Origin of the sequence: Anaeromyxobacter terrae, from assembly GCF_022690685.1 — a bacterium.
In the GTDB taxonomy this organism is placed as follows: domain Bacteria; phylum Myxococcota; class Myxococcia; order Myxococcales; family Anaeromyxobacteraceae; genus Anaeromyxobacter; species Anaeromyxobacter terrae.
The window spans coordinates 1-23,805 of the sequence record NZ_JALCYY010000049.1; the positions used below are offsets into that span (position 1 = coordinate 1).

Here is a 23,805-nt window from a genome sequence, read left to right on the forward strand (position 1 = left end):
GACCCGCCGCCGGCGCCGCACGCGCCACCTCTTCCCGCGCGGCGGGCGCGCGGACCCGGCTCTTCGCCGGCGGGGTGGGCTCGGCGCGACGCGGTGGCGGCCTGACCGGGGCCGGTGCCTCCGCGGGCGCCGCCGCGCCGCTCGTCGCGCTCGCCTCGCCGGATGCTGCCGCCGCCGGCGCCGGAGGCGCCTCCGCGTACTGTCCGTGCCCGAGGAGCTCCTCGCCTTGCCGCTCCGCCGCTGGGCGCAGCGCGAGGAGCCGGTACGAGAGGGCGCCCACCGCGAGGAACAGGGCGGCGAGGGCGGAGGCGGACCAGATCCAGGCCGGCAGGATCCGCACGGGCGCGCGGTCGCGCGCCGCCTCGCGGGCGGCGGCGAGCAGGATCCTCTCGCCGGCCTCGGGCGCGCGCTCCTCCGGGAGCGCTCCCATGATCCGCCGCGTCGCGCGGACGCGCGCGAGCTCCGTGCGGCACTCGGCGCAGGCCGCCGCGTGCGCCTCCATCTCCCGCGCCTCGCGCGGAGAGAGCTCGCCGTAGGCGTGCTCCAGGAGGCGATCTGCGAAGCGCTCGTGGCTCATCGGGACGCCCCTCCCGCCGCGACGGGCGCGACGTCGTCGGGGCCGACGCCCGCCGCCGCGAGATCCGCGCGGAGCGCCTCGAGCGCGTAGCGCATGCGGCTCTTCACCGTGTTCTCTGGCGTGCCGGTCACGTCCGCGATCTCCGCGAAGCGCAGGCCTGCATACTCGCGCAGGAGGAACACCTCGCGCTGCTCCGCCGGCAGCGCCGCGAGGGCCGCCTCGAGCTTGGGCCGGAGGAGCGCCGCGTCGGCGACCGCGTCGGGGGGCGGATCGTCCGCGGGGTGCACCGCCGCGCCCGCCGGGCCGGGCGCGTCGAGCGGCTCGGCGCGGCGGAACGCTGCCCTTCGCGCCTCGTCGACCGCGAGGTTCCGAGCGATCGCGTAGAGCCAGGTGCGGAAGCGCGCGCGCTCCTCCCATGTCCGGGATGCCTTCACCACCTTGAGGAACACCTCCTGACAGAGATCCTCGGCACGCGCGCGGTCGGCCGTGAGGCGCGCCAGGAACGAGAAGACGGGCGTGCGGTGCCGGCGCACGAGGACCTCGAAGGCCCGCGCGTCGCCTCCACGGAACCGCAGCATGAGTCGCTCGTCGCTCTCGTCCGCCGCCACCAGCGCTCCGGGCCTCTGGCTCTCGAACGCACGAGCCACCAAAAGGATCTGCGCGGATTGTAGCCGGCGAGCGAGCACCCGTCGCGTCGGGGGCGCAGCGCGGCCGCATCCCTAGCGGCGGAGGGGCGTCCGTGAGGCGGCTCCTTCGCCCCGCCCCATCACGGCATCGAGCCGCTGCGGAGGCGGCGGCCGAGGGCCGCCCGCGCGAGGCGCCCCGGCGCGGCGCTCGCATGGCCACGCGCGGCGCGCTACCACCGGCCGGATGACCTCGCCCGACGCCGTGGTGGTCGGCTCCGGCCCGAACGGCCTCGCCGCCGCGGTGGCGCTCGGCGAGGCCGGACTGCGCGTACGGGTGCTGGAGCGGAACGCCGAGGTGGGCGGCGGGGCGCGCACGCTGCCGCTCACCCTGCCCGGCTTCCGCCACGACCACTGCTCCGCGATCCACCCGCTCGCAGCGGGCTCGCCGTTCCTGCGCCGGCTCCCCCTCGCGGCGTACGGGCTCTCCTGGATCGAGCCCCCCGCCGCGGTCGCGCACCCGTTCGACGACGGCACCGCAGCGCTCCTCTCGCGCTCGTTCGCCGCGACGGGCGGGACGCTCGACGGCCCCGACGCACGAGCCTGGCGCGCGCTCCTCGAGCCCATCGCAGACGGGTTCGAGGCGCTCGTCGAGGAGACGTTCGGCGGCCTCCTGCACCTCCCTCGCCGACCGCTCCTCCTCGCGCGCTTCGGCCTGCCGGCGCTCGTCCCGGCCGCCTCGCTCGCCCGCGCGCGCTTCCGGGGGCCGCGGGCGCGCGCGCTCCTCGCCGGCCTCGCCGCGCACGCGCAGCTCCCGCTGGAGCGCACCCCGAGCGCGGCGTTCGCCCTCGTGCTCGGCGGGGCGGGCCACGCCCTCGGCTGGCCGTTTCCGGCCGGTGGCGCGCAGGCGATCGCGGACGCGCTCGCCGGGCTCGTCCGGGCGCAGGGCGGCGCGATCGCGACGGGGGAGGAGGTGACCTCCCTCGATGCGCTCCCGCCCGCGCGCGCGACGCTCCTCGACCTCACCCCGCGCCAGGTGCTCCGCGTCGCCGGCGACCGTCTTCCGCGGCGCTACTCGGCGGCGCTCGCGCGCTTCCGCTACGGACCGGGCGCGTTCAAGGTGGACTACGCGCTCGAGGGACCGATCCCCTGGCGCGCGGCGGAGTGCGCGCGGGCGGCGACGGTGCACCTCGGCGGCACCCTCGAGGAGATCGCCGCGGCCGAGGCCGCCGTGTGGCGGGGAGAGCTGCCGGCGCGGCCGTTCGTGCTCGTCGCGCAGCACACCCTCTTCGACCCCTCGCGCGCGCCGATGGGCCGGCACACGGCGTGGGCGTACTGCCACGTCCCGAACGGCTTCGCCGGGAACGCGCTCGCCGGGCTCGAGGCGCAGCTCGAGCGGTTCGCGCCGGGCTTCAGGGAGCGGGTCCTCGCGCGAGCGGTGCGAGGCCCCGCGGCGCTCGAGGCCGACGACCCGAACCTCGTCGGCGGCGACGTCGGCGCGGGGGCGAACACGCTCCTGCAGACGATCTTCCGACCCGCCGCGCGGCTCGTTCCCTGGTCCACGCCGGTGCGCGGCCTCTACCTCTGCTCGGCGTCCACGCCGCCGGGCGGCGGGGTGCACGGGATGTGCGGCTACCACGCGGCGCAGGCGGCGCTGAGGGGGATGCGGTAGGGGGAGCGTCGACCTCGACTCCGACTCCGACCTCGACCCCGACCTCGACCCCGACCTCGACCCCGACCTCGACCCCGACTCCGACTCTGACTCCGACTCCGACTCCGACCTCGACCTCGACCCCGACCTCGACACCGACCCCGACCCCGACCGCTACCTGATCAACCGAGCCCATCACCCTCCCCGCCCCCAGCGCGCCGCCCTCCATGGCGGGAGCTCGCGCCCGCAGGCGGGCCACTGGACGCGGTAGGCACCGCCCCGACCCACGGACCGCAATGCAACGCGGTTGGCCACGGCACCGTCGCCCATGTGCAGCCAGCGCCCGCAGCCCCGCGTTGCCGGCGGCGTCTGGCGGACGGCACCGCCCCCCGTACCTTGTCCCCGTCCATCGTGGCCCGCCGAGGACGTGAGCTCCCGCCCCAGGCGGCGCGCCACGGTCACGCTCCAGAGGAGCCGCCCGCCACCGTCACGCTCCAGAGGAGCCGCCCGCCACCGTCACGCTCCAGAGGAGCCGCCCGCCACCGTCACGCTCCAGAGGAGCCGCCCGCCACCGTCACGCTCCAGAGGAGCCGCCACGGTCACCCTCCAGAGGAGAGCCGTCCGCCGAGGTCACCTCGAGAGGACCGCCGGGCGCGCAGTCCCCGCGGTCCGCCTCGGGCGTCCCGAAGAGCCTCACCTTCAGTCCAGCTCCCGCCTCACCCCGCCCGCGCGTGCGTGCGGCGACGGCGCGGGCTCGTGCCCGCCCTCGCCCGCGTGGCCCGGGCGCAGCACCCGCCGGAACATCCGGCGCACCCGCTCGCGGAAGCCGTCCATGATCTCGTAGACGGTGGGGATGACGAGGAGCGTGAGGACGGTCGAGGTGATGACGCCGCCGATCACCGACCGCCCGAGCGGTGCGCGGAAGTCGCCGCCCTCGCCCAGGCCGAGCGCCACCGGGATCATGCCGGCGATGATCGCGACGCTCGTCATCATGATGGGCCGCAGGCGGATCCGGCCCGCCTCGACGAGCGCGTCGCGGATCGAGATGCCTCGCTCCTCGCGCGCCCACTTCGCGAAGTCGATGAGGAGGATCGCGTTCTTCGCGACGATGCCGAAGAGCAGGATGACGCCGATGAGGCTCATGATGTTGAGCGTGTCGCCGGTGACGAGGAGCGCGCCGACGACGCCGATGAGCGACAGCGGGAGCGACATGAGGATCGCGAGCGGGTCGAGGAACGACCCGAACTGCAGGACGAGGATGAGGTACATGAGCAGCACCGCGAGGAGCAGCGCGAGGCCCACCCGCGTGAACACCTCGGCCTGGTCCGCGCTCTCGCCGCCCTGCCGGAGCGTGTAGCCGGGCGGGAGCTTCACCTCCGCGCCGAGCCGCTTCTCGATGTCCTGCACGACCTCGGAGAGCGAGCGTCCCGCGACGTTGCCCTGGATGTTGATGACGCGCTCGCGGTCGAGGTGCGAGATCTGCGCGGGCCCGAGGCCCTCGCGCACGGTGGCCACCTGGCCGAGCGGCACCACCTGCGGGTTCCCGCCGCCCTGGCCGTGGAGCACGAGCGGCAGCTGGCGCAGGTCGGAGGCGCGCTCGCGCGCCTCCGGGGCGAGCCGGACCATCACGTCGCGGGTCTCGCCAGTGGGGTCCACCCAGTCGCCGGAGTCGAGGCCGGCGAAGGCGATCCGGAGCGACTGCGCGATCTGCCCGACCGTGACGCCGAGGTTTCCGGAGAGGCCGCGGTTCACGGCCACCTCGAGCTCCGGCTTCTGGCCGCGCGTGGAGAGCCCGACGTCCACCGCGCCCGGCACCGACTGCGCCACCGCCTTGACCTTCTCGGCGTACTCGGCGAGCACGCGCGAGTCCGGCCCGCGCAGCTCGAGCTGGATCGACTTGAACGCGCCGCCGAAGCCGCTCGTGAACACCGAGATGTCCGCGCCCGCGACGCGCGAGAGCTCGCGGCGCAGGATCGCCCCGAGGTGGTCCTGCGAGACGCTGCGGTCCTTCTTCGGCACGAGCCGCACGTAGACGAGCGCCTGATCGACGCCCGGGGCCTGCAGGGGGATGGGCGTGCCGATGGAGGAGTAGACGTACTGCACCTCCGGGTGGCGGCGGAGGATCGCGTTCGCCTCCTCGACCTTGGCGCGCGTGTAGTCGAGCGACGACCCCGGCGGCGTCTGGATGATGAGGTTCACCTCGCTGCGATCCGAGATGGGCACGAAGCCCGCGCCGCCGAACGACGCCTGCAGGAAGATCGCGCCGAAGAACGAGGCGGTCGCCACCGCGAGCATGATCCAGCGGTGATCGAGGGCCCAGGAGACGACGCCCTTGTAGCGATCCGCCTGACGGTCGAACCAGGCGTTGAACGCGCCGAGCACGCGGCCGACCGGGCCGCGCGCCTGGCCCTTCTCGATCTGCGGGTCCGGCCAGTAGGCCGACATCATGGGGTCGAGCGAGAAGGAGACGAACAGCGAGACGAGCACCGCCGCCGCGATGGTGAGGGCGAACGGCTTGAACCACTGGCCGGCCACCCCGTACATGAACGCGACCGGGACGAACACCGAGACGATCGAGAAGGTCGTCGCCGCGACCGCGAGGCCGATCTCGTCGGTGCCCTTGAACGAGGCGGTGGTGTGGTCCTCGCCGAGCTCGATGTGCCGGACGATGTTCTCGCGCACGACGATCGCGTCGTCGATGAGGATGCCGATCGCGAGCGAGAGCCCGAGGAGCGACATGGTGTTGAGCGTGAAGCCGAACGCCCAGACGCTGATGAACGCGGCCAGCACCGAGACGGGCAGGGCGAGGCCGGTGATGACGGTCGAGCGCCAGGAGTTGAGGAAGAAGAACACGACGAGCACGGTGAGGAGCGCGCCCTCGACGAGCGTGGTCTGGACCTCGTTCACCGAGCGCCGCACGCGCTGGCCCGCGTCCTGGACCACCTGGAGCTTCGCGGCCTTCGGCAGCCGCGCCTGGAGCGCCTTCGCGCGCGCCTTGATCTGGTCGGCGACCGCCGTCGTCGAGTAGCCCTTCGTCTTCAGCACCTCGAGACCGACCGCCTCCGAGGCGTCGTAGAGCGCGAGCGTGCGCGGCTCCTCCGCGCCGTCCTTCACGGTCGCGACCTGCCCGAGCCGGACCACCTGCCCGCTCCGCGTGGCGAGCGCGATGGCGGCGAACTCCTCCGGCGTCTGCAGCCGGCCGGTGAGCCGGATCGACTGCTCGCCGAGCTTCGTGTTCACCCGCCCGACCGGCGCGGCGAGGTTCTGCGCCTGGAGGGAGGCGACGACGTCGCTCGCCGCGACGCCCGCGGCCGCCATCGCCTGCGGGTTCAGCTCCACGGTGAGCTCGCGCTTCTGCCCGCCCACGAGCCGGACGTCGGCGACCCCCTGCGCGGCGCGCAGCTCGCGCGAGACGACCTCGTCGGCGAGCCGGGTGAGCGCAGGGACGTCGATCGAGTCGGAGGTGAGCGTGAGCGAGACGATCGGCTCGTCCGACGGATCGAACCGCGTGATGATCGGCTCCTCCATCTCGAGCGGCAGGTCGGCGCGCTTCTCGCTGATGGCGTCGCGGATGTCCTGCGTCGCCTCCTGCAGGTTCTTCTCGAAGTCGAAGAAGACGATGAACTGGGCGAGGCCGTCGGTGGCGGAGGCGGTGGTCTGCTTCCCGTCGACCCCGCTGATGGAGAAGATCGCGTCCTCGATGGGATCGATGAGCTCGCGCTCCACCGTCTCCGGCGACGCGCCCGGGTAGACGATCGTGACGGCCACGACCGGCGGCTGCACGTCGGGGAACTCGTCGGTCTTCAGGGCGAGCAGCGCCACGAGCCCGAAGATCACGAGCGCGAGCATCACCGTGACGGTGACGATCGGCTTCTTGATCGCGAAGTCGGAGATGAACATCTACCGCCCCCCGCCGTCCGACGCCTGCGCGCCGTCCTCCGGCTTCACTCCCTTCCGCTCCGGGTCTGGCGGCCGCGCCCCGGCGCCGGCGGGCTCCGGCTGCGCCACGCGCACGGGCGTCCCCTCCGGGAGCGTCGCGCGCGCCGAGCCGAGCACGAGCACGTCCCCTTCCTTCACGCCCGACCGGAAGGCCACCGCGCCGGTCACGTCGTCGCGCAGCGCGACCTCCACCGGGACGCGCTCGACCTTGCCGCCCGCGACTCGCATCACCGTGGGCGGCTTGCTCGTGTCGTCCACGGCGGTGGCCGGGGCCGCCGGGCCGGTGGCGCTCTCCGCCGCGACGCGTCCGTGCGCATAGAGCCCCGAGATGAGCCGCTGGTCGTCGTTCTTCACGTCGACGTAGACGCGGACCTGCCCGGTGGCGGGGTCGACGGCGGGGTTCACCCGCTCGATCTCGCCCTCGAACACCTGGTCGAAGCCGGTGACCGTGAAGTCCACGCGCGCGCCCGGCCGCACCAGGCCGACCTGCGCGGCCGGGACCGAGCCCTCGAACTGCAGCCGGGCCGGGTCGATGACCGTGAAGAGCGGCGCGCCCGGCGCGACGATGTCGCCGACCGAGACCTGCCGCTCGGACACGACGCCCGCGAACGGCGCGCGGACCTGCGACTTCGCCACCTGCTGCTGCGCGGAGACGAGCCGCGCCTGCGCGTCGGCGAGCTGCGCCCGCGCGCCCTCGAGCGTCGCCTCGGCCTGCTCCGCCTGCTGGACGGCGAGCGCGCCTGCCTCGGCGAGCGTCCGTGCGCGCTTCGCGTTCGCCTCCGCCACGTGCAGCGTGTTCCGCGCGGCGGAGACGCCCGACTGCGCCGCGACGAGCGCGTCGCGGAGCGCCGTGGCGTCGATGCGCGCCAGCACCTTCCCCTGCGGGACGCGCTCGCCCGCCTCGGCGAGCATCTCGAGGACGGTCCCCCCGACCTCCGCGCGCAGGGCGGCGGCGCGCTTGGCGCGCAGCGTGCCGGAGATGTCCGGCCCGGCCTGGAGCGTCCGCTCGGTCACCGTGGCGACGTTCTCGGGCGCGAGGGTGATCGGCTCCGGCGCGGCTGCCTTCCCGCCCGCTCCGTCACCGCCGCGCCTGCAAGCGCCGAGCGCCAGGACCGTGAGCGCGATCGCGGCGACGCGCGTCGCCATCCGGTGGGGTCGCCTCGCCATGCGTGCCTTCCCTCTTCGTAGAAAAACAAGGTCCGCCCCAGCTGGCGGACCCCTCCTTATGACCGAAATGGGGGCCAAAGCGCGAGCCTGATTGGGGTCAACGATCTTTCGCTCGCGATCTGCGCTCGCGCCACGCGGGGCGCGGAAGGCCGACACGGATGGTGCGCGCGATGGGGCGTCCCTCCAGTCCCGGCGTCCGGGCGAGCGAGCCGCGCTACGCTCCTCGCACTCTCCGCCAACTCTGGCCCGAGGTGCGCCATGGCCCTCTCGAAGCTCGCGCCGTCTTCCCTCTTCGCGCTGCTCGTCGCTGCCGCGCTCGCCGCGTGCGGTCCCGCCGCGGCGCCGAACCTCTCGACCTCCACGGACGCCATCAGCGCCTCCGCCGTCGACCCCGGCAATGCCGGGGGCAACAGGCTCACCACCGTCATGAGCCGCAACCTCTACCTCGGCGCCGAGCTGGGGCCGGCGATCGCGGCGACGAACCTGGACGACTTCCTGAAGGCCACCACCGAGATCTGGGCGATGGTGCAGACGAACGACTTCTCGGTGCGCGCGCAGGGCATCGCCGACGAGATCGCCGCGGCGCGGCCGGAGGTGGTCGGCCTGCAGGAGGCCTACACCTGGACCTTCCGCACCGCCGCGCAGGCGCCCGAGGACGCGACCGTCGTCTACGACTACGTCCCGCAGCTCATCGACGCGCTCGCCGAGCGTGGGCTCCACTATCGCGCGGCGGCGAGCGTCACGCTCTTCGACTTCGAGGCCCCCATCCTCACGCCCGAGGGGCTCGCGTTCGTGGGCATCACCGACCACGGCGTCATCCTGGCGCGCGAGGACGTGACCGCCGTGAACCCCTCGGCGCACGTGTTCGACACCCTCCTCCCGCTGAACGTCTTCGGGGCGCCGCCCATGAAGCTCCCGCGCGGCTGGGTGAGCGTGGACGTGAAGGATCAGGGCGAGTGGTACCGCTTCGTCTCGGTCCACCTCGAGGCGTACTACGCCCCGGTCCGGGTCGCGCAGGCGATGGAGCTCGCCGCCGCGCTCGCCGAGGTGCCCGGGCGGCTCATCGTCGCCGGCGATCTCAACTCCGATCCCGGCACGGAGGGCGCGGGCGTGCTCGTCGGCTCGGGGCTCGCGGACCTTTGGCCTGCACTCCACTCCGGCGAGCCGGGCTTCACGAGCCCGTACCACGAGAACCTCACCTTCGAGGAGGTCACGCTCGACGAGCGCATCGACTACGTGCTCTTCCGCGGCGATCTCACCCCGATCTTCGCCGACGTGGTGGGCGAGGAGCTCGGCGACCGCGTCGGCGGCCTCTGGCCGAGCGATCACGCCGGGGTCGTGGGAACCTTCCGGCTCGAGGAGCCGCGCTTCCTCGTGCTGCGATAGCGCACGGTCTCAGGCGAAAAGGGACGGGCCCGACCCGCCGGAGCGGATCGGGCCCGTCGTGTCTTCGGGGCTCGAGGCTACGCGCGCGCCTTCGGCGGCGGCGGCTTGCCCGGAGCGGCCGGGGCCGGGGCGGCGGCGCCGGGGACGAGGTTCGCCGGGTTCATCGCGCGGGCGAGCTGCTCGTAGAGCGCGTAGCGCTCGCGGACGTCCTTCTGCGCCTGCGCGAGCATCTTCGCGAAGCCCTCGGGGTTCGCCGCCTCCACCTGCCGGAAGCGGGTCTCGTTCTCGACGAAGCGGGCGAGGTCGATCTTCGGCGCCGGGCTGTCGAGCTTGAGCGGGCTCTCCCCCTGGGCGACGCGCCGCGGGTCGTAGCGGAAGAGCGGCCAGTAGCCAGACTCGACCGCCCTCTCCTGCTGCCCGAGCGCCTCGGACATCTCGTAGCCGTGCGCGATGCAGTGCGAGTAGGCGACGATGACGGACGTGCCGGTGTAGCTGTCCGCCTCCTTGAACGCGTTCACCGTCTGCGCGTCCTTGGCGCCGAGCGCGACCCGCGCGACGTACGGGTGGCCGTAGGTCATCGCGAGCATGGCGAGGTCCTTCTTCGGCAGGGTCTTGCCGGCCACCGCGAACTTCGCCGCGGCGCCCATGGGCGTCGCCTTCGACGCCTGGCCGCCGGTGTTCGAGTACACCTCCGTGTCGAGCACGAGGATGTTCACGTCGCGGCCCTGCGCGATGACGTGGTCGAGGCCGCCGTACCCGATGTCGTACGCCCAGCCGTCGCCGCCCACGATCCAGACCGACTTGCGGACGAGGTAGTCGGCGATCTTCGAGAGCCAGCGCGCCTCGAAGGTGTCGAGCTTCGCGAGCTTCTGCTTGAGGAGCGTCACGCGCTCGCGCTGCTTTCCGATCGCGGCCTCGTCGCCCTGCTCCGCCTTCAGGATCTCCTCGACGAGCCCGTCGCCCACGGCGGTGCCCATCTTCGCGAGGAGCTCCTTCGCGTGCTCGGCCTGCTTGTCGATGGCGAGCCGCATGCCGAAGCCGAACTCGGCGTTGTCCTCGAAGAGCGAGTTCGCCCAGGCCGGACCGCGGCCCGCCTCGTCCTGCGTGTACGGCGTCGTCGGCAGGTTCGCGCCGAAGATGGAGGAGCAGCCCGTCGCGTTCGCGATGATGGCGCGGTCACCGTAGAGCTGCGTGAGGAGCTTCAGGTACGGGGTCTCGCCGCAGCCGGTGCAGGCGCCGGAGAACTCGAAGAGCGGCTGGAGGAACTGCGTCCCCTTCACGTCCAGCTTCACGCGGGTGCGGTCCGCCTCGGGGATGGACAGGAAGAACGCCCAGTTCGTCCGCTCCATCTCCTTGAGCGGCATGGCGTCCTTCATGTTGATGGCCTTCTTGCCCTTCTCGGTCTTCGACTCGGCCGGGCACATCTCCACGCACAGCGAGCAGCCGGTGCAGTCGTCCGGGGCGACCTGGAGCGCGTACTTGTTCCCCTTCACCTCCGGCGACTTGAAGTCCATCGTCACGAAGGTCTTCGGCGCGGCGGCTAGCACCTCGGGCGCGAAGAACTTCGGGCGGATCGCCGCGTGCGGGCAGATGAGCGCGCACTTGTTGCACTGGATGCAGAGGCTCGGCTCCCACACCGGCAGCTCGAGCGCGATCGAGCGCTTCTCCCACTTGGACGTCCCGGTCGGCCAGGTGCCGTCCACCGGGAACGCCGACACCGGGAGCTGGTCGCCCTTGCCGGCGAGCATGAGCGCCGTGACGCGCTTCACGAAGTCCGGCGCAACCTCGGCGACCGCCGGCGGGCGCGGCGTCCCGCTCACCTTGCGGTTCGCGGTGCTCACCTCGAAGAGGTGGGCGAGGGTGTGGTCCACCGCGGCGAAGTTCTTCTGGACGACCTCCGGCCCCTTGCGCGCGTAGGTCTTCTCGATCGTCTTCTTGATGTGCCCGATCGCCTCGTCGCGCGGGAGCACGCCCGAGATCGCGAAGAAGCAGGTCTGCATGATGGTGTTGATACGCACCCCCATGCCCGTCTCGCGCGCGACCTTGTACGCGTCGATGACGAAGACCTTGAGCTTCTTGAGCAGGATCTGGTCCTGCACCTCCGCCGGCAGGTGGTCCCAGACCTCGTCCGGCCCGTAGTGCGAGTTGAGGAGGAAGGTCGCGCCGGGCGCCGCCGCCTCGACCATGTCGTACTTCTCGAGGAAGCCGAACTGGTGGCAGGCGACGAAGTTCGCCTTCGAGATGAGGTACGCGGAACGGATCGGCTTCGGCCCGAAGCGCAGGTGCGAGATCGTCACCGAGCCGGACTTCTTCGAGTCGTAGACGAAGTAGCCCTGCGCGAAGTTGGGCGTGTCCTCGCCGATGATCTTGATGGAGTTCTTGTTCGCGCCGACCGTGCCGTCCGCGCCGAGACCGTAGAAGAGCGCGCGCACGACGCCGGCGGGCTCGGTGTCGAAGGCCGGGTCGTACTTGAGCGACGTGTGGCTGATGTCGTCGTTGATGCCGACGGTGAAGTGGCGCTTCGGCCGCGGCTTCCCGAGCTCGTCGAAGACCGCCTTCACCATCCCGGGCGTGAACTCCTTGGAGGAGAGGCCGTAGCGGCCGCCGATGACGGTGAGCTGGTGGTGGAAGCGGTCGATGTGCGCCTGCTCCGCCTCGCGCAGCGCGGTGACGACGTCCTGGTAGAGCGGCTCGCCGAGCGCGCCCGGCTCCTTCGTGCGATCGAGCACCGCGATGTGGTGCACGGTCCGCGGGAAGACCGTCATGAACGCCCCGAGGTCGAAGGGCCGGTAGAGCCGGACCTTCACGAGGCCGACCTTCTCGCCCTTCGCGACGAGGTGCTCGACCGTCTCCTCGATGGTCTCGCACGCGGAGCCCATCGCGACGACCACGCGCTCCGCCTCCGGGTGGCCGACGTACTCGAAGAGCTTGTAGCGGCGGCCGGTGAGCTTGCCGAACGCGTCCATCGCCTCCTGCACGTGCTCGGCGGCCTCGGCGTAGAACGGGTTGCACGCCTCGCGCGCCTGGAAGAACGCGTCGGGGTTCTGGGCGGTGCCGCGCACGCTGGGCCGGTCGGGCGTGAGCGCCCGGGCACGGTGGGCGGCGACCAGCTCCTCCGGGATCATCTGGCGGAGGTCGTCGTCGGTGAGCTCCTCCATCTTCGCGACCTCGTGCGAGGTGCGGAAGCCGTCGAAGAAGTGGAGGAACGGGATGCGCGAGAAGAGCGAGGCGCGCTGCGCGATGGCCGCGAAGTCGTGCGCCTCCTGCACCGACGCCGAGGAGAGCAGCCCGAACCCGGTCTGGCGGACGGCCATCACGTCGGAGTGATCGCCGAAGATCGAGAGCGCGTGGGTCGCGAGCGTGCGCGCGCTGACGTGCATGCAGAACGCGGTGAGCTCCCCCGCGATCTTGTACATGTTCGGGATCATGAGGAGCAGGCCCTGCGACGCCGTGAAGGTCGTCGTGAGCGCCCCCGCCTGCAGCGCGCCGTGCACCGCGCCGGCCGCGCCGCCCTCCGACTGCATCTCGGAGACCGAGGGCACCGTGCCCCAGATGTTCTTGCGGCCCTTCGCCGACCACTCGTCGGCCCACTCGCCCATGTTGGAGGAGGGGGTGATCGGGTAGATCGCGATCACCTCGTTGATCCGGTGGGCGACCGACGCGACGGCCTCGTTGCCGTCCATGGTCACCATGCGCCTGTTCGCCATCGGTTCTGCCTCCTCGAGACGTGCGCGCCGCGGCGCGCGCTCTTGCGCCGCGGAACAGCCGAGCGGGATTGACTTGACTTCGGGTCGATTGGAGCCGCTGGAGCCCAAGGACTGTAGCAGATCGACCGACCCCTCCGACAACCCCGGGGAACGGCGACGTTCTTCCAGGACCGGACCACTCCGGTTTCGCTCCCACATCCGCGCGCAGCCGCCTGCTTGCACGCCGGGTCGCGGCCGTCGCAAGCTGCCCGGCCATGGTGCGCAAGGTCGGGACGAGCCGGATCGTCCGGGAAATCGGGCGTGGCGGCATGGGCGTCGTCTACGAGGCCCACCAGGACGGCCTCGAGCGCCCGGTGGCCGTGAAGGCCCTCGACACGAAGCTCGCACGCTCGAAGGAGATAGTGGAGCGCTTCCGTCGGGAAGGGCGGGCGTACGCCCGGCTCCGGCACGAGGCCATCGTCGGGGTCCACGACCTCGTCGAGAAGGACGACGGCCTCTACCTCGTGACCGACCTCGTCGACGGCGCGGACCTCGCCCGCGTCCTCGCGACCGGCGGCGCGCTGCCCGCCGACTGCGTGGCGGTGGTCGGCGCACGGATCGCCGACGCGCTCGACTACGTCCACTTCAACGGGCTCCTCCACCGCGACGTGAAGCCCGCGAACGTGATGGTCTCTCGGGACGGCGAGGTGAAGCTCATGGACTTCGGAATCGCGAAGGGCGCCGAGGACCTGTCGCTCACCAAGGCCGGCATGCTGGTGGGCAGCCCCTCGTACATGGCGCCGGAGGTCCTCGCCGGCGAGGAAGAGGGGCCGGGCGCCGACGTGTGGGCGCTCGGGGTGACGCTCTACGAGCTCACCACCGGCGAGAAGCCCTTCCGCGGCAAGAACGCCGAGGAGCTCTTCGCCGCCATCGCGCGCGGCCGCTTCAAGAAGGTCCGCGCCCTCGCGCCCGACTGCCCGCGGCGGCTCGCGCACGCGATCGAGCGCTGCCTCTCGCGCAAGCCCTCCGCCCGCATCGCCTCCGCGGGCGCCCTCGCCCGCGTGCTCGACGCCACCGCCGCGCGGCTCGTCGGCCGCAAGCTCCACCCGCGCGCCCGCCTCGTCGCGCTCCTCGCGAACCGCGGCTACGCGACGGAGGAGGTCGCGCTCTCCAAGCTCGACCTCTCCACCCTGCGCGCCACCCGCGTCGCCGACGTCCGCGGCTCCGCCACCGCCGCCGAGTTCCCCATCCGCCGCCGCGCCCCGTTCCGGCTCGGGCTCGCGATGATCCTCGCGCTCGCCGCGGGGGTGGCGGCGTGGTTCGTGAGGATCTGAGGGTCAGGCGCGCCGCCGCCGGTCGCTGCCCGAGCGCGCTCCTTCGCGCGCTCTCATGCCCGCGCCGCGCCGAGCGACTAGGATGCGCCCCCGTGCGCGCCCGCATCGTCCTCGTCTACGTCGCCATCGCCTTCCTGTGGGGCTCCACCTGGTCGGTGATCCGCGTCGGGCTCGAGCACCTGCCGCCGCTCCGCTTCGCGGGCTTGCGCATGGCGCTCGCGGCGGCGCTGCTCGCTCCGTTCGCGCTGCGCGGCGGGGCCTGGCGCGTGCTCGTCGGCGAGACGGGGCCGCGCATCGCGCTCGTGGGCATCTTCCAGATCGCCCTCCCCTACGGGCTCATGTTCGTCGCCCAGCAGTGGGTCCCCTCCGGCCTCGCCGCGCTCCTCTTCGCGAGCTTCCCGGTCTGGATCGCGCTCCTCGCCCGCGTCTTCCTCCCCGGCGAGCGGCTGACCCCCGCGAAGCTCGCGTCCGCGGCGCTCGGCGTCGCGGGCATCGCGGTCCTCCAGGCGCCGCACCTCGGCGCGCTCCAGGGCTCGGGGCGGCTCGCGCTCGGGAGCGCGCTCATCGTCTCGGCGTCGATCGTCGTCGCGCTCGCGAACGTGCTCGTGCGGCGCCACCTCGTCGCCGTCTCGCCGCTCGCGATGACGGCGGGGCAGACCGTCGTCGGCGCGGTGGTGCTCCTCGCCGCGGCGCTGGCGCTCGAGCACGGCCGTCCGGCGGAGTACACGCCCGCGGCGCTCGGGGCGCTCGCCTACCTCGCGGTGTTCGGCACGGCCCTCACCTACATCGGCCTCTACTGGCTCGTGCCGCGCGTGCCCATCGCCGCCGTCGGCGCGCTCCCGCTCCTCGACACGACCGTCGCGGTCACCCTCGGCGCGGTCCTGCTCCACGAGTCCGTCGGCTGGAACCTCGCGCTCGGCGGCGCGATGGTGCTCGCAGCCGCCGCGCTCGCGACGCGCGACGCACAGCCCGCTGCGGACGCCTGACGGCGAAAACTGGCGCGACCGGCGCGATTCTCCGAGGATCCCCGGAGGGGGAGGCTCGGGAGAGTTCGATGGCTCGCATCTCGCTGCAGGACGCGCTCCGCGCGCTCGCGCTGACGCTGCTCCTCGCGGGAGCTTGCGACTCCCGTGCACCCATCGGCCCGAGGCGCGAGCCACCCCCGGGCGAGCCGCCCCCCGGTGAGCCGCCGCCCGTCGCGACCGGCCCCTGCGACTCCTGTCACGGCGCCCCCCCGCAGACGGGCGCCCACCTGGCGCACGCGCTGCCGGTGAGCGTGGACGGGCTCGTCTACGGCGACCTGCGCATCCTCGAGGACGTCGCGACGGGCGGGACGCGCTACGCCTTCGGCTGCGGCCACTGCCACCCGCTCGATCCGGCGGCGCACGAGGCGGACCTCGGCAACGATGGGCTGCCCGACGTCGTGCTCACGCCGCCGCCGCAGCCGGTCGCCGGGGACGCCATCAAGCGCCGCAACGCCCCCCAGGCGGCGTGGGATCCGGCGACGGGCACGTGCAGCGGGGTCTACTGCCACTCGAGCGGCCTCGGCGCGCCGGACGCGCCGCTCGACTACCGGACGACGCCCGCCTGGACCGCGGCGCCCGGCGCGCTCGGCTGCGACGGCTGCCACGGGAACCCGCCGCGCTACCGCTCCGCCGGCTCCGCGAGCGCCGCGCCCAACTCGCACCTCCAGCTCGCGAGCGACGGCTGGGAGTGGGGTCACTACGCGGGCCTGCCCGGCGCGTGGCACCCGTCGGGCTCGAAGCATGGCGGCGGCCTCGGCTGGGTGGGCGAGCACGCGGCGGCACCCATCACCTGCCAGACCTGCCACTTCGACACCGTCGATCCCGCCAACGTGAAGCAGAGCGGCTTCTATTACCTCGACACCCAGGGCAGCTACGCGTTCGACGTGCCGGAGGCGGACCCGTCGCGCACCGGATCCCTGGACTGGCAGGCGTCGCAGTGCGCGACCTGCCACGACGGCGTGCTCGCGCACGTGGGCGCCGGCAAGGTGCTCCCGCTCCGGCACGTGAACGGGCGGGCCGACGTCGCCTTCGACCCGCGCCCGTCGCTGCCCTCGTACTACCCCGGCACCGGCCTGCCTCCGCTCACGCCCGCGTGGCCGATCGAGCCGTATTACGTCTGGAGCTTCAACGCCCGGGTCGACGCCGCGGCGCTGCCGCCCGGCACGGCGGTGCACGAGGCGGCCGATGGGACGCGCGTTCTCGGCGTCTCGCTCGAGCACGCGACCTACGACCCGGCGACCCGCACCTGCTCCAACGTGGGGTGCCACCTCGAGCGGCAGGCGTACGTCGACGCGGGGACGCTGAAGCCCTTGCGCTGGGGCGACCCGTACGACTTCTACTGGGCCTGCAACTACTGTCACCCGCGGTTCTAGCGGCCCCCGGAGAGCCCTACCCCTCCACCGTGAACCGCGGCGCGTCCGCCCAGAGCCCCTCGATGTCGTAGAAGCCGCGCGAGTCGCGGCTCATGACGTGCGCCACCACGTCGCCGTAGTCGACGAGGATCCAGCGGCCGGTCTCGTAGCCCTCCACGCCGACCTTGGAGACCCCCTGCTCCTTCATGGTCTGCTCGACGTGATCGGCGATGGCGGAGGCCTGCCGGTCCGAGTCGGCGGTCATGACGACGAAGTAGTCCGCGTAGCTCGTGAGGCCGCGCACGTCGAGGACGGTCACGTCCTCGGCCTTCTTGTCGAGCCCGGCCTGGGCGATCGCGAGCGCGGTCGGGCGCGCGACGTCGGGCAGGGGCGCGGCGACCTCGGCGGCCGCGGAGACGGCGCCGCCGCCGGCCGGCCGCTTCGCCGCGCGCGGCGTCCGCTTCTGGGCCTGCGACACCGGCGCGGGAACGCGCCGCCGCTTCGCCGGGACCTTCCCTCCGCGGGCGGGCTGCCTCCCGCCGCGCGCGGGCGCCTTTCCGAGCTTCGCCGTCGTCTTCCTCGTCGCCTTCTTCGCCGTCGCCTTCTTCTTGATCGCCATTCTTTCCCCTAGCCCCGCACGTGCCCGTCGCCCTCCACCACGTACTTCTGGGTGGTGAGCTCGGAGAGGCCCATCGGGCCGAACGCGTGGAGCTTCGTCGTAGAGATTCCGATCTCGGCCCCAAGGCCGAGCTCGCCGCCGTCGTTGAACCGTGTCGAGGCGTTCACCATCACCGCGCTCGCCGTCACCTCGCGCTCGAAGCGGCGCGCGCTCGCGAGGTCCCGCGTGAGGATCGCCTCCGTGTGGAGCGAGCCGTAGCGGGCGATGTGATCGAGCGCGCCGTCGAGATCGTGGACGACGCGCACCGCCAGGATCTTGTCCGAGAACTCCTTGCCGAAGTCGTCGGGCGCCGCCGCCACCGCGGGCACGCCGGCGCGCGCGAGGATCGTGAGCGAGGTCGGGCAGCAGCGGAGCTCGACGCCCGCCTCGGCGAGGGCGCGCCCCACCGCCGGGAGGAGCCGCGCCGCCGCCTCGCGGTGCACGAGGAGGCACTCGGTCGCGTTGCACACGGCGGGGCGCTGCACCTTGCCGTTCAGCGCGAGGGCGATCGCCTGCTCGAGCGGCGCGCTCTCGTCGAGGTAGAGGTGGCAGACGCCCTGGTAATGCTTCACCACCGGCACGCGCGATCGCTCCGCGACGGCGCGGATGAGCGACGGGCCGCCGCGCGGGATGGCGAGGTCGATGAGGTCGTCGAGCTTCAGGAGCTCGAAGGTCGCCTCGCGGTCCGTCGTCGGCACGACCTGGGCGCTCGCGGCAGGCAGGCCCGCCGCGGCGAGCCCCTCCGCGAAGGCCGCGGCGAGCGCGAGCGACGAGCGGAGGGCGTCCGAGCCGGGCCGCAGGATCGCGGCGTTGCCGCTCTTCACGCAGAGCGCCGCCGCGTCCACCGTCACGTTCGGCCGCGCCTCGTACACCATCAGCACCACGCCGAGCGGGATGCGGACCTTCCTCACGGAGAGGCCGTTCGGGCGCCGCCAGCTCGCGGTCACCTCGCCCACCGGATCCGGCAGCGCCGCGACCTCGCGCAGCGCGCCGGCGATCTCCTCGAGCCGCCTCGCGTCGAGCGCGAGCCGGTCGAGGTAGGCGTCCGACTGCCCCGCGGCGCGCGCCGCGGCGAGGTCCTCGGCGTTCGCGGCGAGGATCTCCGCCTGGTGCCGGCCGATCGCCTCGGCGGCGGCGCGCAGCGCGGCGTCCTTGGCCCGCGTCTCCGCGCAGCCGAGCACGCGCGCGGCGTCGCGGGACGCCTCCGCGAGCCGCCGCATCTCGGCAGCGAGCCCCTCGCTCGCGGGCTGTCTCATGGCGGTCATTCCCGGGGTTCGAGCACGACGAGATCGTCCCGGTGGACGATCTCGTCGAGGTACTTATACCCGAGCGCCCGCTCGATCTCGCTCGTCTTCAGCCCCGCGATCTTGCGGATCTCCTCGGCGGCGTAGCCGGCGAGCCCGCGCGCGAACGGCCTCGCCGGGTCGACCGCGATGTCGACCGGGTCGCCCACCCCGAACTGACCCTCCACGGTCCGGACCCCCGAGGGGAGGAGGGAGCGGCCCTGCTCGGTGAGCGCCCGGCGCGCGCCCGGATCCACCACGATGACGCCCTTGCCCTTGGCGGCGGCGGCGAGCCAGCCCTTGCGCGAGGTGAGCCGATCGGTGCCGCGCGCGAACACCGTCCCCACGCGCTCGCCCGCCAGGAGCGCCGCGAGCGCCCCCGGGCGGCGGCCGGAGAGGAGCGCGGTGACGACGCCCTGGGCGCCGAGCCGGCGCGCCGCCTTCACCTTGGTCGCCATCCCGCCGACGCTGCGCTCGCTGCCGGCGCCGCCCGCGAACCGCTCGATCTCCGCGGTCACGCGCGGCACGTCGTGGAGGAGCGTGGCGCCCCGCTCGGCGGGGTTCCGGTCGTAGAGCCCCTCGACGTCCGTGAGCATGGCGACGAGCCCCGCCTCGACGCAGCCCGCGACCAGCCCCGCGAGCGTGTCGTTGTCCCCCACCTTGATCTCGTCCACCGCGACGGTGTCGTTCTCGTTCACCACCGGCACGACGCCGGCCTCGAGGAGCTTCTCGAAGGTGCGCCGCGCGTTGAGGAAGCGCTTGCGCGAGGCGAGGTCGTCCGCGGTGAGGAGCACCTGCGCGACGGTGAGGCCGTGCGCGCCGAGGGCGTCGCCCCACGCCGCCATCAGGTGCGGCTGGCCGACCGCGGCGCACGCCTGCTTGGTCGGGATGTCCCAGGGCTTGCCCTTGCCGCGGACGAGCCCGAGCCGCTCCGCGCCGAGCGCGACGGCGCCGGACGAGACGAGCACGACCCGGTGGCCGCGGGCGATCTGCGCGAGCTCCGCGCCGAGCCGGGCGCAGTTCTCCCGATCGAACCGGCCGCTCCGGTCGGTGAGCGTGCCGGTGCCGACCTTCACGACGAGCCGTTTCGTGCGGGAGAGCGCGCTGCGCATGGGGGCGAGAGCGTACCCGATCCGGGTCCTCGCGCCGAGCCACGGCCGCGCGGCCGCCCGGCGCCGAATCCCGCGCGACCTCCGGGCTACCCCGCGAGCCCGCGCCCGATCTGCCAGGCGCCGAAGGCGAGGAGCACGGCGCCGGAGAGGACCCCGAGCGCGCGGGTGAAGCGGGGCCCGAGCCGGCTCGCCGCGCCGGCGAGCCCGACGATGGCGAGGTTCCCGCCGGTGAGGAACAGGTAGAAGCCGGCGAGGAACGCGAGCGCGCGCGCCGGAGCGTCGCGCCAGGCCTCGGCGAGCAGCGGGCCGCCCACGAGGCTCCAGAAGATCCAGGCGTTCGGGTTCGTGAGGTTCACGAGCGTCGCGCGCACGATCCCGCGCGGCGGCGCCCGCCCCTCCGCCACCACGCCGGCATGGGCGGCCCGCAGGGTCGCGAGGGCGAGCCAGAGGACGACGGCGCCGCCCGCGATCTGCAGGCCGCGGAGGAGCCCCGAGGGGAGCTGGGAGAGGACGAGGAGGACGACGGCGATGACCGCCGGATCCGAGAGGAACGGCACGAGCGCGACGGGCAGCGTGCGCGCCGCGCCGTTCCGGAGCGACTGCGCGAGCAGGTAGGCCTGGTACGGCCCGGGCTGCGCGGCGGCGGAGAGGCCGAGCGTCGCGCCGGTGAGGAAGAGCGTCACGGCGGGGAGGAAACACGAAAGGGCGCGCGCCGTCGAGGGCGGTCCAGGTACCGGTCGCGGCCGATCGCCGGACGGCGCTCCACGTCGCGCTTCTCCCCACGACGTCGGGGTCTCGCTCGGCCGCCGCGCAGCAGCGTCGCGGGGCCGGCGCCCCGCTCCCCACATCGTCCGACCTCGCGCGATGACGCAGGGTGGAGCCCATGCACGATGCGTGATAGGCGTGGGCCTCTCCCGCCTGAGGAGCCGCCATGCACCGGAACCCCCTCACCCTCCTCCTCGCCGTCGCGCTGCTCGCCGCCTGCGCCGGCGGCAGCGACGGCTCGACGAGCGGCCCGCTCGTCGTGACCGGGTCGGTCGTCGGCTCCGACCGCCTGCCGGTCGAGGGCGCCCGGGTCGCGACGCGGACCGCGGACGGCTGGCGCAGCACGACGTCGGACGTGCAGGGCGCGTTCGCGCTCCAGGTCGACGGCGTGCCCTACGATCTCGCGGTCGTGCGGGGCGACCAGGTGGACCTCTATCTGGGCGTCACGCGCACCAACCCGCAGGCTCGGCTGGCCCTCCCCGCCGGCGGCTTGGGCGCCCTCGGCGCGACCTTCACGACGACCATCACGGGCGACTGCGGCGGCGCGGGGTGCCCGCCGGCCGGCTACGAGGGTAACGGGCAGCTCACCTTCACGACGGGGACCGCGTACTGGTTCGGCACCGCTCAGCCGCCGGGCTCGGCCGGCACGTACAACCTGGCCTGGATGGGCCCCGCGGGCACGCTCTTCGCCATGTACTGGGCGTGCCCTGGCACGTGCGCGGCGAGCGCGCCCGGCGCGTTCTGGCTCGCGCGCCAGGACGCGGTCGCGCTCCGCGCCGGCGTGACGACCGACCTCCCCGCGCTCGCGCTCGCGCCCCTGCCGACCGCCCCGCTCGGCGTGAACCTCACCGCGCCGCAGGGCGTCTCGCCCCAGGCCATGATGGGGTTCGCGCTCGGGACGCCGGCGGCCTACTGGCTGCACGCCGCCGGGCCGGCTGCGCCGGGCGCCCACACGTTCCTCGTGCCGCTCGCCCAGGACCTCCGGACGATGGTGTACGTCACGGCGTCGCCGGGCGGCGGCGCCATGACCTCGGCGACGTGCGCCGGGACCACCCCGACGGCGAGCGTGGTCGATCTCGCGCTTCGCGCGGTCCCATCGCTCCTCGAGCCGCTCGACGGCGCGACCCTCGGGGCAGGGACCCGGTTCGCGTGGTCGAGCGAGCCCGGCGCCGTCCACGTGCTCGGGCTGGTGTCGAGCACGACGGGCGCCCCCGACTTCCACGTCACCACGACGGCGCAGACGTTCGAAGTGCCGGACCTGTCCGCCCTCGGCATCACGGTCCCCGCCGGCGCGGCGTACACCTGGAGCGTCCGGAGCCAGCCGACGACCGTGGACGGGCGGCTCGCGCCCACGTCCACGGCGCCGATCCCGCCGTCGCAGTTCACGTCGTCGTGGAGCACGCAGTCGGCGACGCGCACGGCGACCGTGCTCTAGCGCCCCCGCGCGCTCGTCTCACCGCGCCTGGAGCTTCAGCCCCATGTCGATCATCGCGAGGATCGCCTCGGCGTTCCCCTTGGCGTCGTTCACGGGGTGGTGGTCGTGCCCGGTCTTGCGCAGGTGCTTCCACTGCGCGTACGCGTCCTTCACCATCCCGCAGTAGAGGTCGCCGATGCGCCGGCCGCTCCAGCCGAAGGGGTTCCGGGACAGGTACGTGTGGAAGTACCAGTTCACGAACTGCCAGTCGAAGGCGAGGTTGTCCGAGAAGAAGACGGGCTTGCCGCGCGTCGTCTCCTGGATCCAGCGCTCGAACGCCGCCATCACCTCGCCCGGCTCGTCGTAGCGCAGGTGCTCCTCGCGCGTCGTCGCCGACACCGCGAGCGCCTCGGGGAGGAAGGCGTCGGAGATGGGGCGCGTGCGCCCGTAGAAGGTGCGGCCGAGCCCGGGCTCGACGAGCACCGCGCCGAGCGACACCATCGAGTACTTCCCCGGGATCGGACCGTCCGCCTCGACGTCCACCACGTAGAGCGACATGGGCTTCCTCTAATCGCGCTCGACGTAGTCGAGGTCGACCCCGAAGGTCTCCCGCAGCCGGAGCGCCGAGACGAGCGCCAGCGCGAACCAGACCGCGCCGACCGCGAGCGCTCCGCCGAGGAGCCCGAGGGACGGGCGCAGGAACACGAACGACGAGGTCACCACCACGACGAGCCCGCGGACGAAGTTCGGCACCGTCGTCGCGACGGTCGCGCGGATGTTCGTGCCGAACTGCTCGGCGGCGACGGTGACGAAGATCGCCCAGTAGCCGCTCGTCACCCCGAGGAGGCCGCAGAGCGCGAGGAACACCCCCGGCGAGGCGCCCCGGCCGACGAGGAAGTAGGCCGCGATCGCCCCGGCGAGGAGGGAGAGGAAGAGGAGCACCACCTTGCGCCGGCTCTGGAGCACCTGGGAGAGCGTCCCGCTCGCCAGGTCGCCGGCGACGAGCCCGCCGTAGAAGAACGCCACCGCGTCGCCGGCCGAGACCGGCCCGGTGACGCCGAGCGCCTGGGCGAACTCGGGCGCGCCGAGGACCAGGATCGCGTTCGCGAACCAGATCGGCACGGCGATGAGGATCGAGGCGAGGTAGCGCGTGAGCCGCTCGCGGTCGGTGAAGAGGGAGAGGAAGTTGCCGCGCGAGACCCCCTTCGCCTTCGCCACGCGGCGGAACATCCCCGACTCGCGCACCTTGATGCGCAGGACGAGGAGCACGAGGCCGAGGCCGCCGCCGACGAGGTAGGCCCAGCGCCAGTCGAGCCACTTCGCGACGAGGTTCCCCGCCACCGCGCCCGACACGCCGACCGACGCGACGATCATCGTCCCGTAGCCGCGCAGCCGGGCGGGCAGGATCTCCGAGACGAGCGTGACGCCCGCGCCGAGCTCGCCGGCGAGCCCGAGCCCGGCGGCGAAGCGCAGGAGCTTGTAGGTCGCGAGGTCCTGCACGAAGCCGTTCGCGAGCGTGGCGAGCGAGTAGAGCGTGATCGAGCCGAAGAGGATCTGCAGCCGCCCGAGCTTGTCGCCGACGACGCCGAACAGGATGCCGCCGATGAGCATCCCGACCATCTGCCAGTTGAGGATCGAGAAGCCCTCGGTGAGGAGCAGCTCGGGGGCGACGCCCAGCGCGGTGAGGCTCGGCTTGCGGACGATCGAGACGAGGATGAGGTCGTAGATGTCGACGAAGTACCCGAGCGCCGCGACGATCACGGCGGCGTTCAGGACCGCGCCCGCGCCCGTCGGCGCCTCGGCTTCGGGGGAGACGAAGGTCGCCATGCTGGC

Annotated in this window: 17 protein-coding genes; 6 read left to right on the forward strand and 11 right to left on the reverse strand. The window is 73.5% G+C overall.

Annotated elements, in window-relative coordinates:
• A partial coding sequence (locus MNY62_RS18940; protein ID WP_242345853.1) for a zf-HC2 domain-containing protein occupies positions 1-577 on the reverse strand: 577 nt, incomplete at its 3' end.
• Positions 574-1,185 carry an RNA polymerase sigma factor gene (locus MNY62_RS18945; protein WP_279426706.1) on the reverse strand — a complete coding sequence of 204 codons (612 nt, stop codon included), beginning with the start codon at positions 1,183-1,185 and terminating at the stop codon, positions 574-576. The genes MNY62_RS18940 and MNY62_RS18945, both read right to left, overlap by 4 nt.
• A 262-nt stretch (positions 1,186-1,447) precedes the next feature.
• On the opposite strand from MNY62_RS18945, the gene MNY62_RS18950 reads away from it, so the two are divergent.
• A complete protein-coding gene (locus tag MNY62_RS18950) occupies positions 1,448-2,872 on the forward strand; it encodes a phytoene desaturase family protein (protein ID WP_242345855.1) in 1,425 nt (474 codons plus the stop codon).
• 678 nt (positions 2,873-3,550) lie between these two features.
• On the opposite strand, the gene MNY62_RS18955 is transcribed toward MNY62_RS18950, so the two are convergent.
• Both MNY62_RS18955 and MNY62_RS18960 read right to left on the reverse strand, forming a co-directional pair.
• A complete protein-coding gene (locus tag MNY62_RS18955; RefSeq protein ID WP_242345857.1) occupies positions 3,551-6,751 on the reverse strand; it encodes an efflux RND transporter permease subunit in 3,201 nt (1,066 codons plus the stop codon).
• Positions 6,752-7,957, reverse strand: coding sequence for an efflux RND transporter periplasmic adaptor subunit (locus MNY62_RS18960; protein WP_242345859.1), 1,206 nt, complete (start codon positions 7,955-7,957; stop codon positions 6,752-6,754).
• A gap of 258 nt (positions 7,958-8,215) precedes the next feature.
• Between MNY62_RS18960 and MNY62_RS18965 the strand changes: the two genes are divergently transcribed.
• A complete protein-coding gene (locus MNY62_RS18965) occupies positions 8,216-9,343 on the forward strand; it encodes an endonuclease/exonuclease/phosphatase family protein (RefSeq protein ID WP_242345861.1) in 1,128 nt (375 codons plus the stop codon).
• A 77-nt stretch (positions 9,344-9,420) separates the two neighbouring features.
• On the opposite strand, the gene nifJ is transcribed toward MNY62_RS18965, so the two are convergent.
• On the reverse strand, positions 9,421-13,050 hold the full coding sequence (gene nifJ, locus MNY62_RS18970) for a pyruvate:ferredoxin (flavodoxin) oxidoreductase (protein WP_242345862.1): 3,630 nt from the start codon (positions 13,048-13,050) through the stop codon (positions 9,421-9,423).
• A gap of 254 nt (positions 13,051-13,304) precedes the next feature.
• Here nifJ and MNY62_RS18975 point away from each other — a divergent pair, with 254 nt between their 5' ends.
• The 3 genes from MNY62_RS18975 to MNY62_RS18985 all read left to right on the forward strand — a co-directional run bounded on the left by MNY62_RS18975 (position 13,305) and on the right by MNY62_RS18985 (position 16,761).
• On the forward strand, positions 13,305-14,363 hold the full coding sequence (locus tag MNY62_RS18975) for a serine/threonine-protein kinase (protein ID WP_242345863.1): 1,059 nt from the start codon (positions 13,305-13,307) through the stop codon (positions 14,361-14,363).
• Positions 14,364-14,455: 92 nt separating this feature from the next.
• Positions 14,456-15,349, forward strand: a complete 894-nt coding sequence (locus tag MNY62_RS18980) for a DMT family transporter (protein ID WP_242345865.1) — start codon at positions 14,456-14,458, stop codon at positions 15,347-15,349.
• Positions 15,350-15,417: 68 nt separating this feature from the next.
• Positions 15,418-16,761: a CxxxxCH/CxxCH domain c-type cytochrome gene (locus MNY62_RS18985; RefSeq protein ID WP_242345866.1), complete on the forward strand. Its 1,344-nt coding sequence runs from the start codon at positions 15,418-15,420 to the stop codon at positions 16,759-16,761.
• A 16-nt stretch (positions 16,762-16,777) separates the two neighbouring features.
• On the opposite strand, the gene rsfS is transcribed toward MNY62_RS18985, so the two are convergent.
• The 4 genes from rsfS to MNY62_RS19005 all read right to left on the reverse strand — a co-directional run bounded on the left by rsfS (position 16,778) and on the right by MNY62_RS19005 (position 20,476).
• Entirely contained in the window at positions 16,778-17,359 is a 582-nt protein-coding gene (gene rsfS, locus MNY62_RS18990; protein ID WP_242345868.1) for a ribosome silencing factor, read from the reverse strand.
• Between the two features lie 8 nt (positions 17,360-17,367).
• Positions 17,368-18,654, reverse strand: a complete 1,287-nt coding sequence (locus tag MNY62_RS18995) for a glutamate-5-semialdehyde dehydrogenase (RefSeq protein ID WP_242345870.1) — start codon at positions 18,652-18,654, stop codon at positions 17,368-17,370.
• Between the two features lie 5 nt (positions 18,655-18,659).
• On the reverse strand, positions 18,660-19,793 hold the full coding sequence (gene proB / locus MNY62_RS19000; RefSeq protein ID WP_242345872.1) for a glutamate 5-kinase: 1,134 nt from the start codon (positions 19,791-19,793) through the stop codon (positions 18,660-18,662).
• A gap of 86 nt (positions 19,794-19,879) precedes the next feature.
• Positions 19,880-20,476 (reverse strand): LysE family translocator, encoded by a 597-nt coding sequence (locus MNY62_RS19005; protein WP_242345874.1) that lies wholly within the window; start codon positions 20,474-20,476, stop codon positions 19,880-19,882.
• Positions 20,477-20,724: 248 nt separating this feature from the next.
• Between MNY62_RS19005 and MNY62_RS19010 the strand changes: the two genes are divergently transcribed.
• Complete coding sequence (locus MNY62_RS19010) at positions 20,725-21,993, forward strand: hypothetical protein (RefSeq protein ID WP_242345876.1); 1,269 nt, start codon at positions 20,725-20,727, stop codon at positions 21,991-21,993.
• 18 nt (positions 21,994-22,011) lie between these two features.
• On the opposite strand, the gene MNY62_RS19015 is transcribed toward MNY62_RS19010, so the two are convergent.
• On the reverse strand, positions 22,012-22,530 hold the full coding sequence (locus MNY62_RS19015; protein WP_242345877.1) for a 3'-5' exoribonuclease domain-containing protein: 519 nt from the start codon (positions 22,528-22,530) through the stop codon (positions 22,012-22,014).
• Between the two features lie 9 nt (positions 22,531-22,539).
• Positions 22,540-23,799 carry an MFS transporter gene (locus MNY62_RS19020; RefSeq protein WP_242345879.1) on the reverse strand — a complete coding sequence of 420 codons (1,260 nt, stop codon included), beginning with the start codon at positions 23,797-23,799 and terminating at the stop codon, positions 22,540-22,542.
• Positions 23,800-23,805 lie beyond the last annotated feature (6 nt).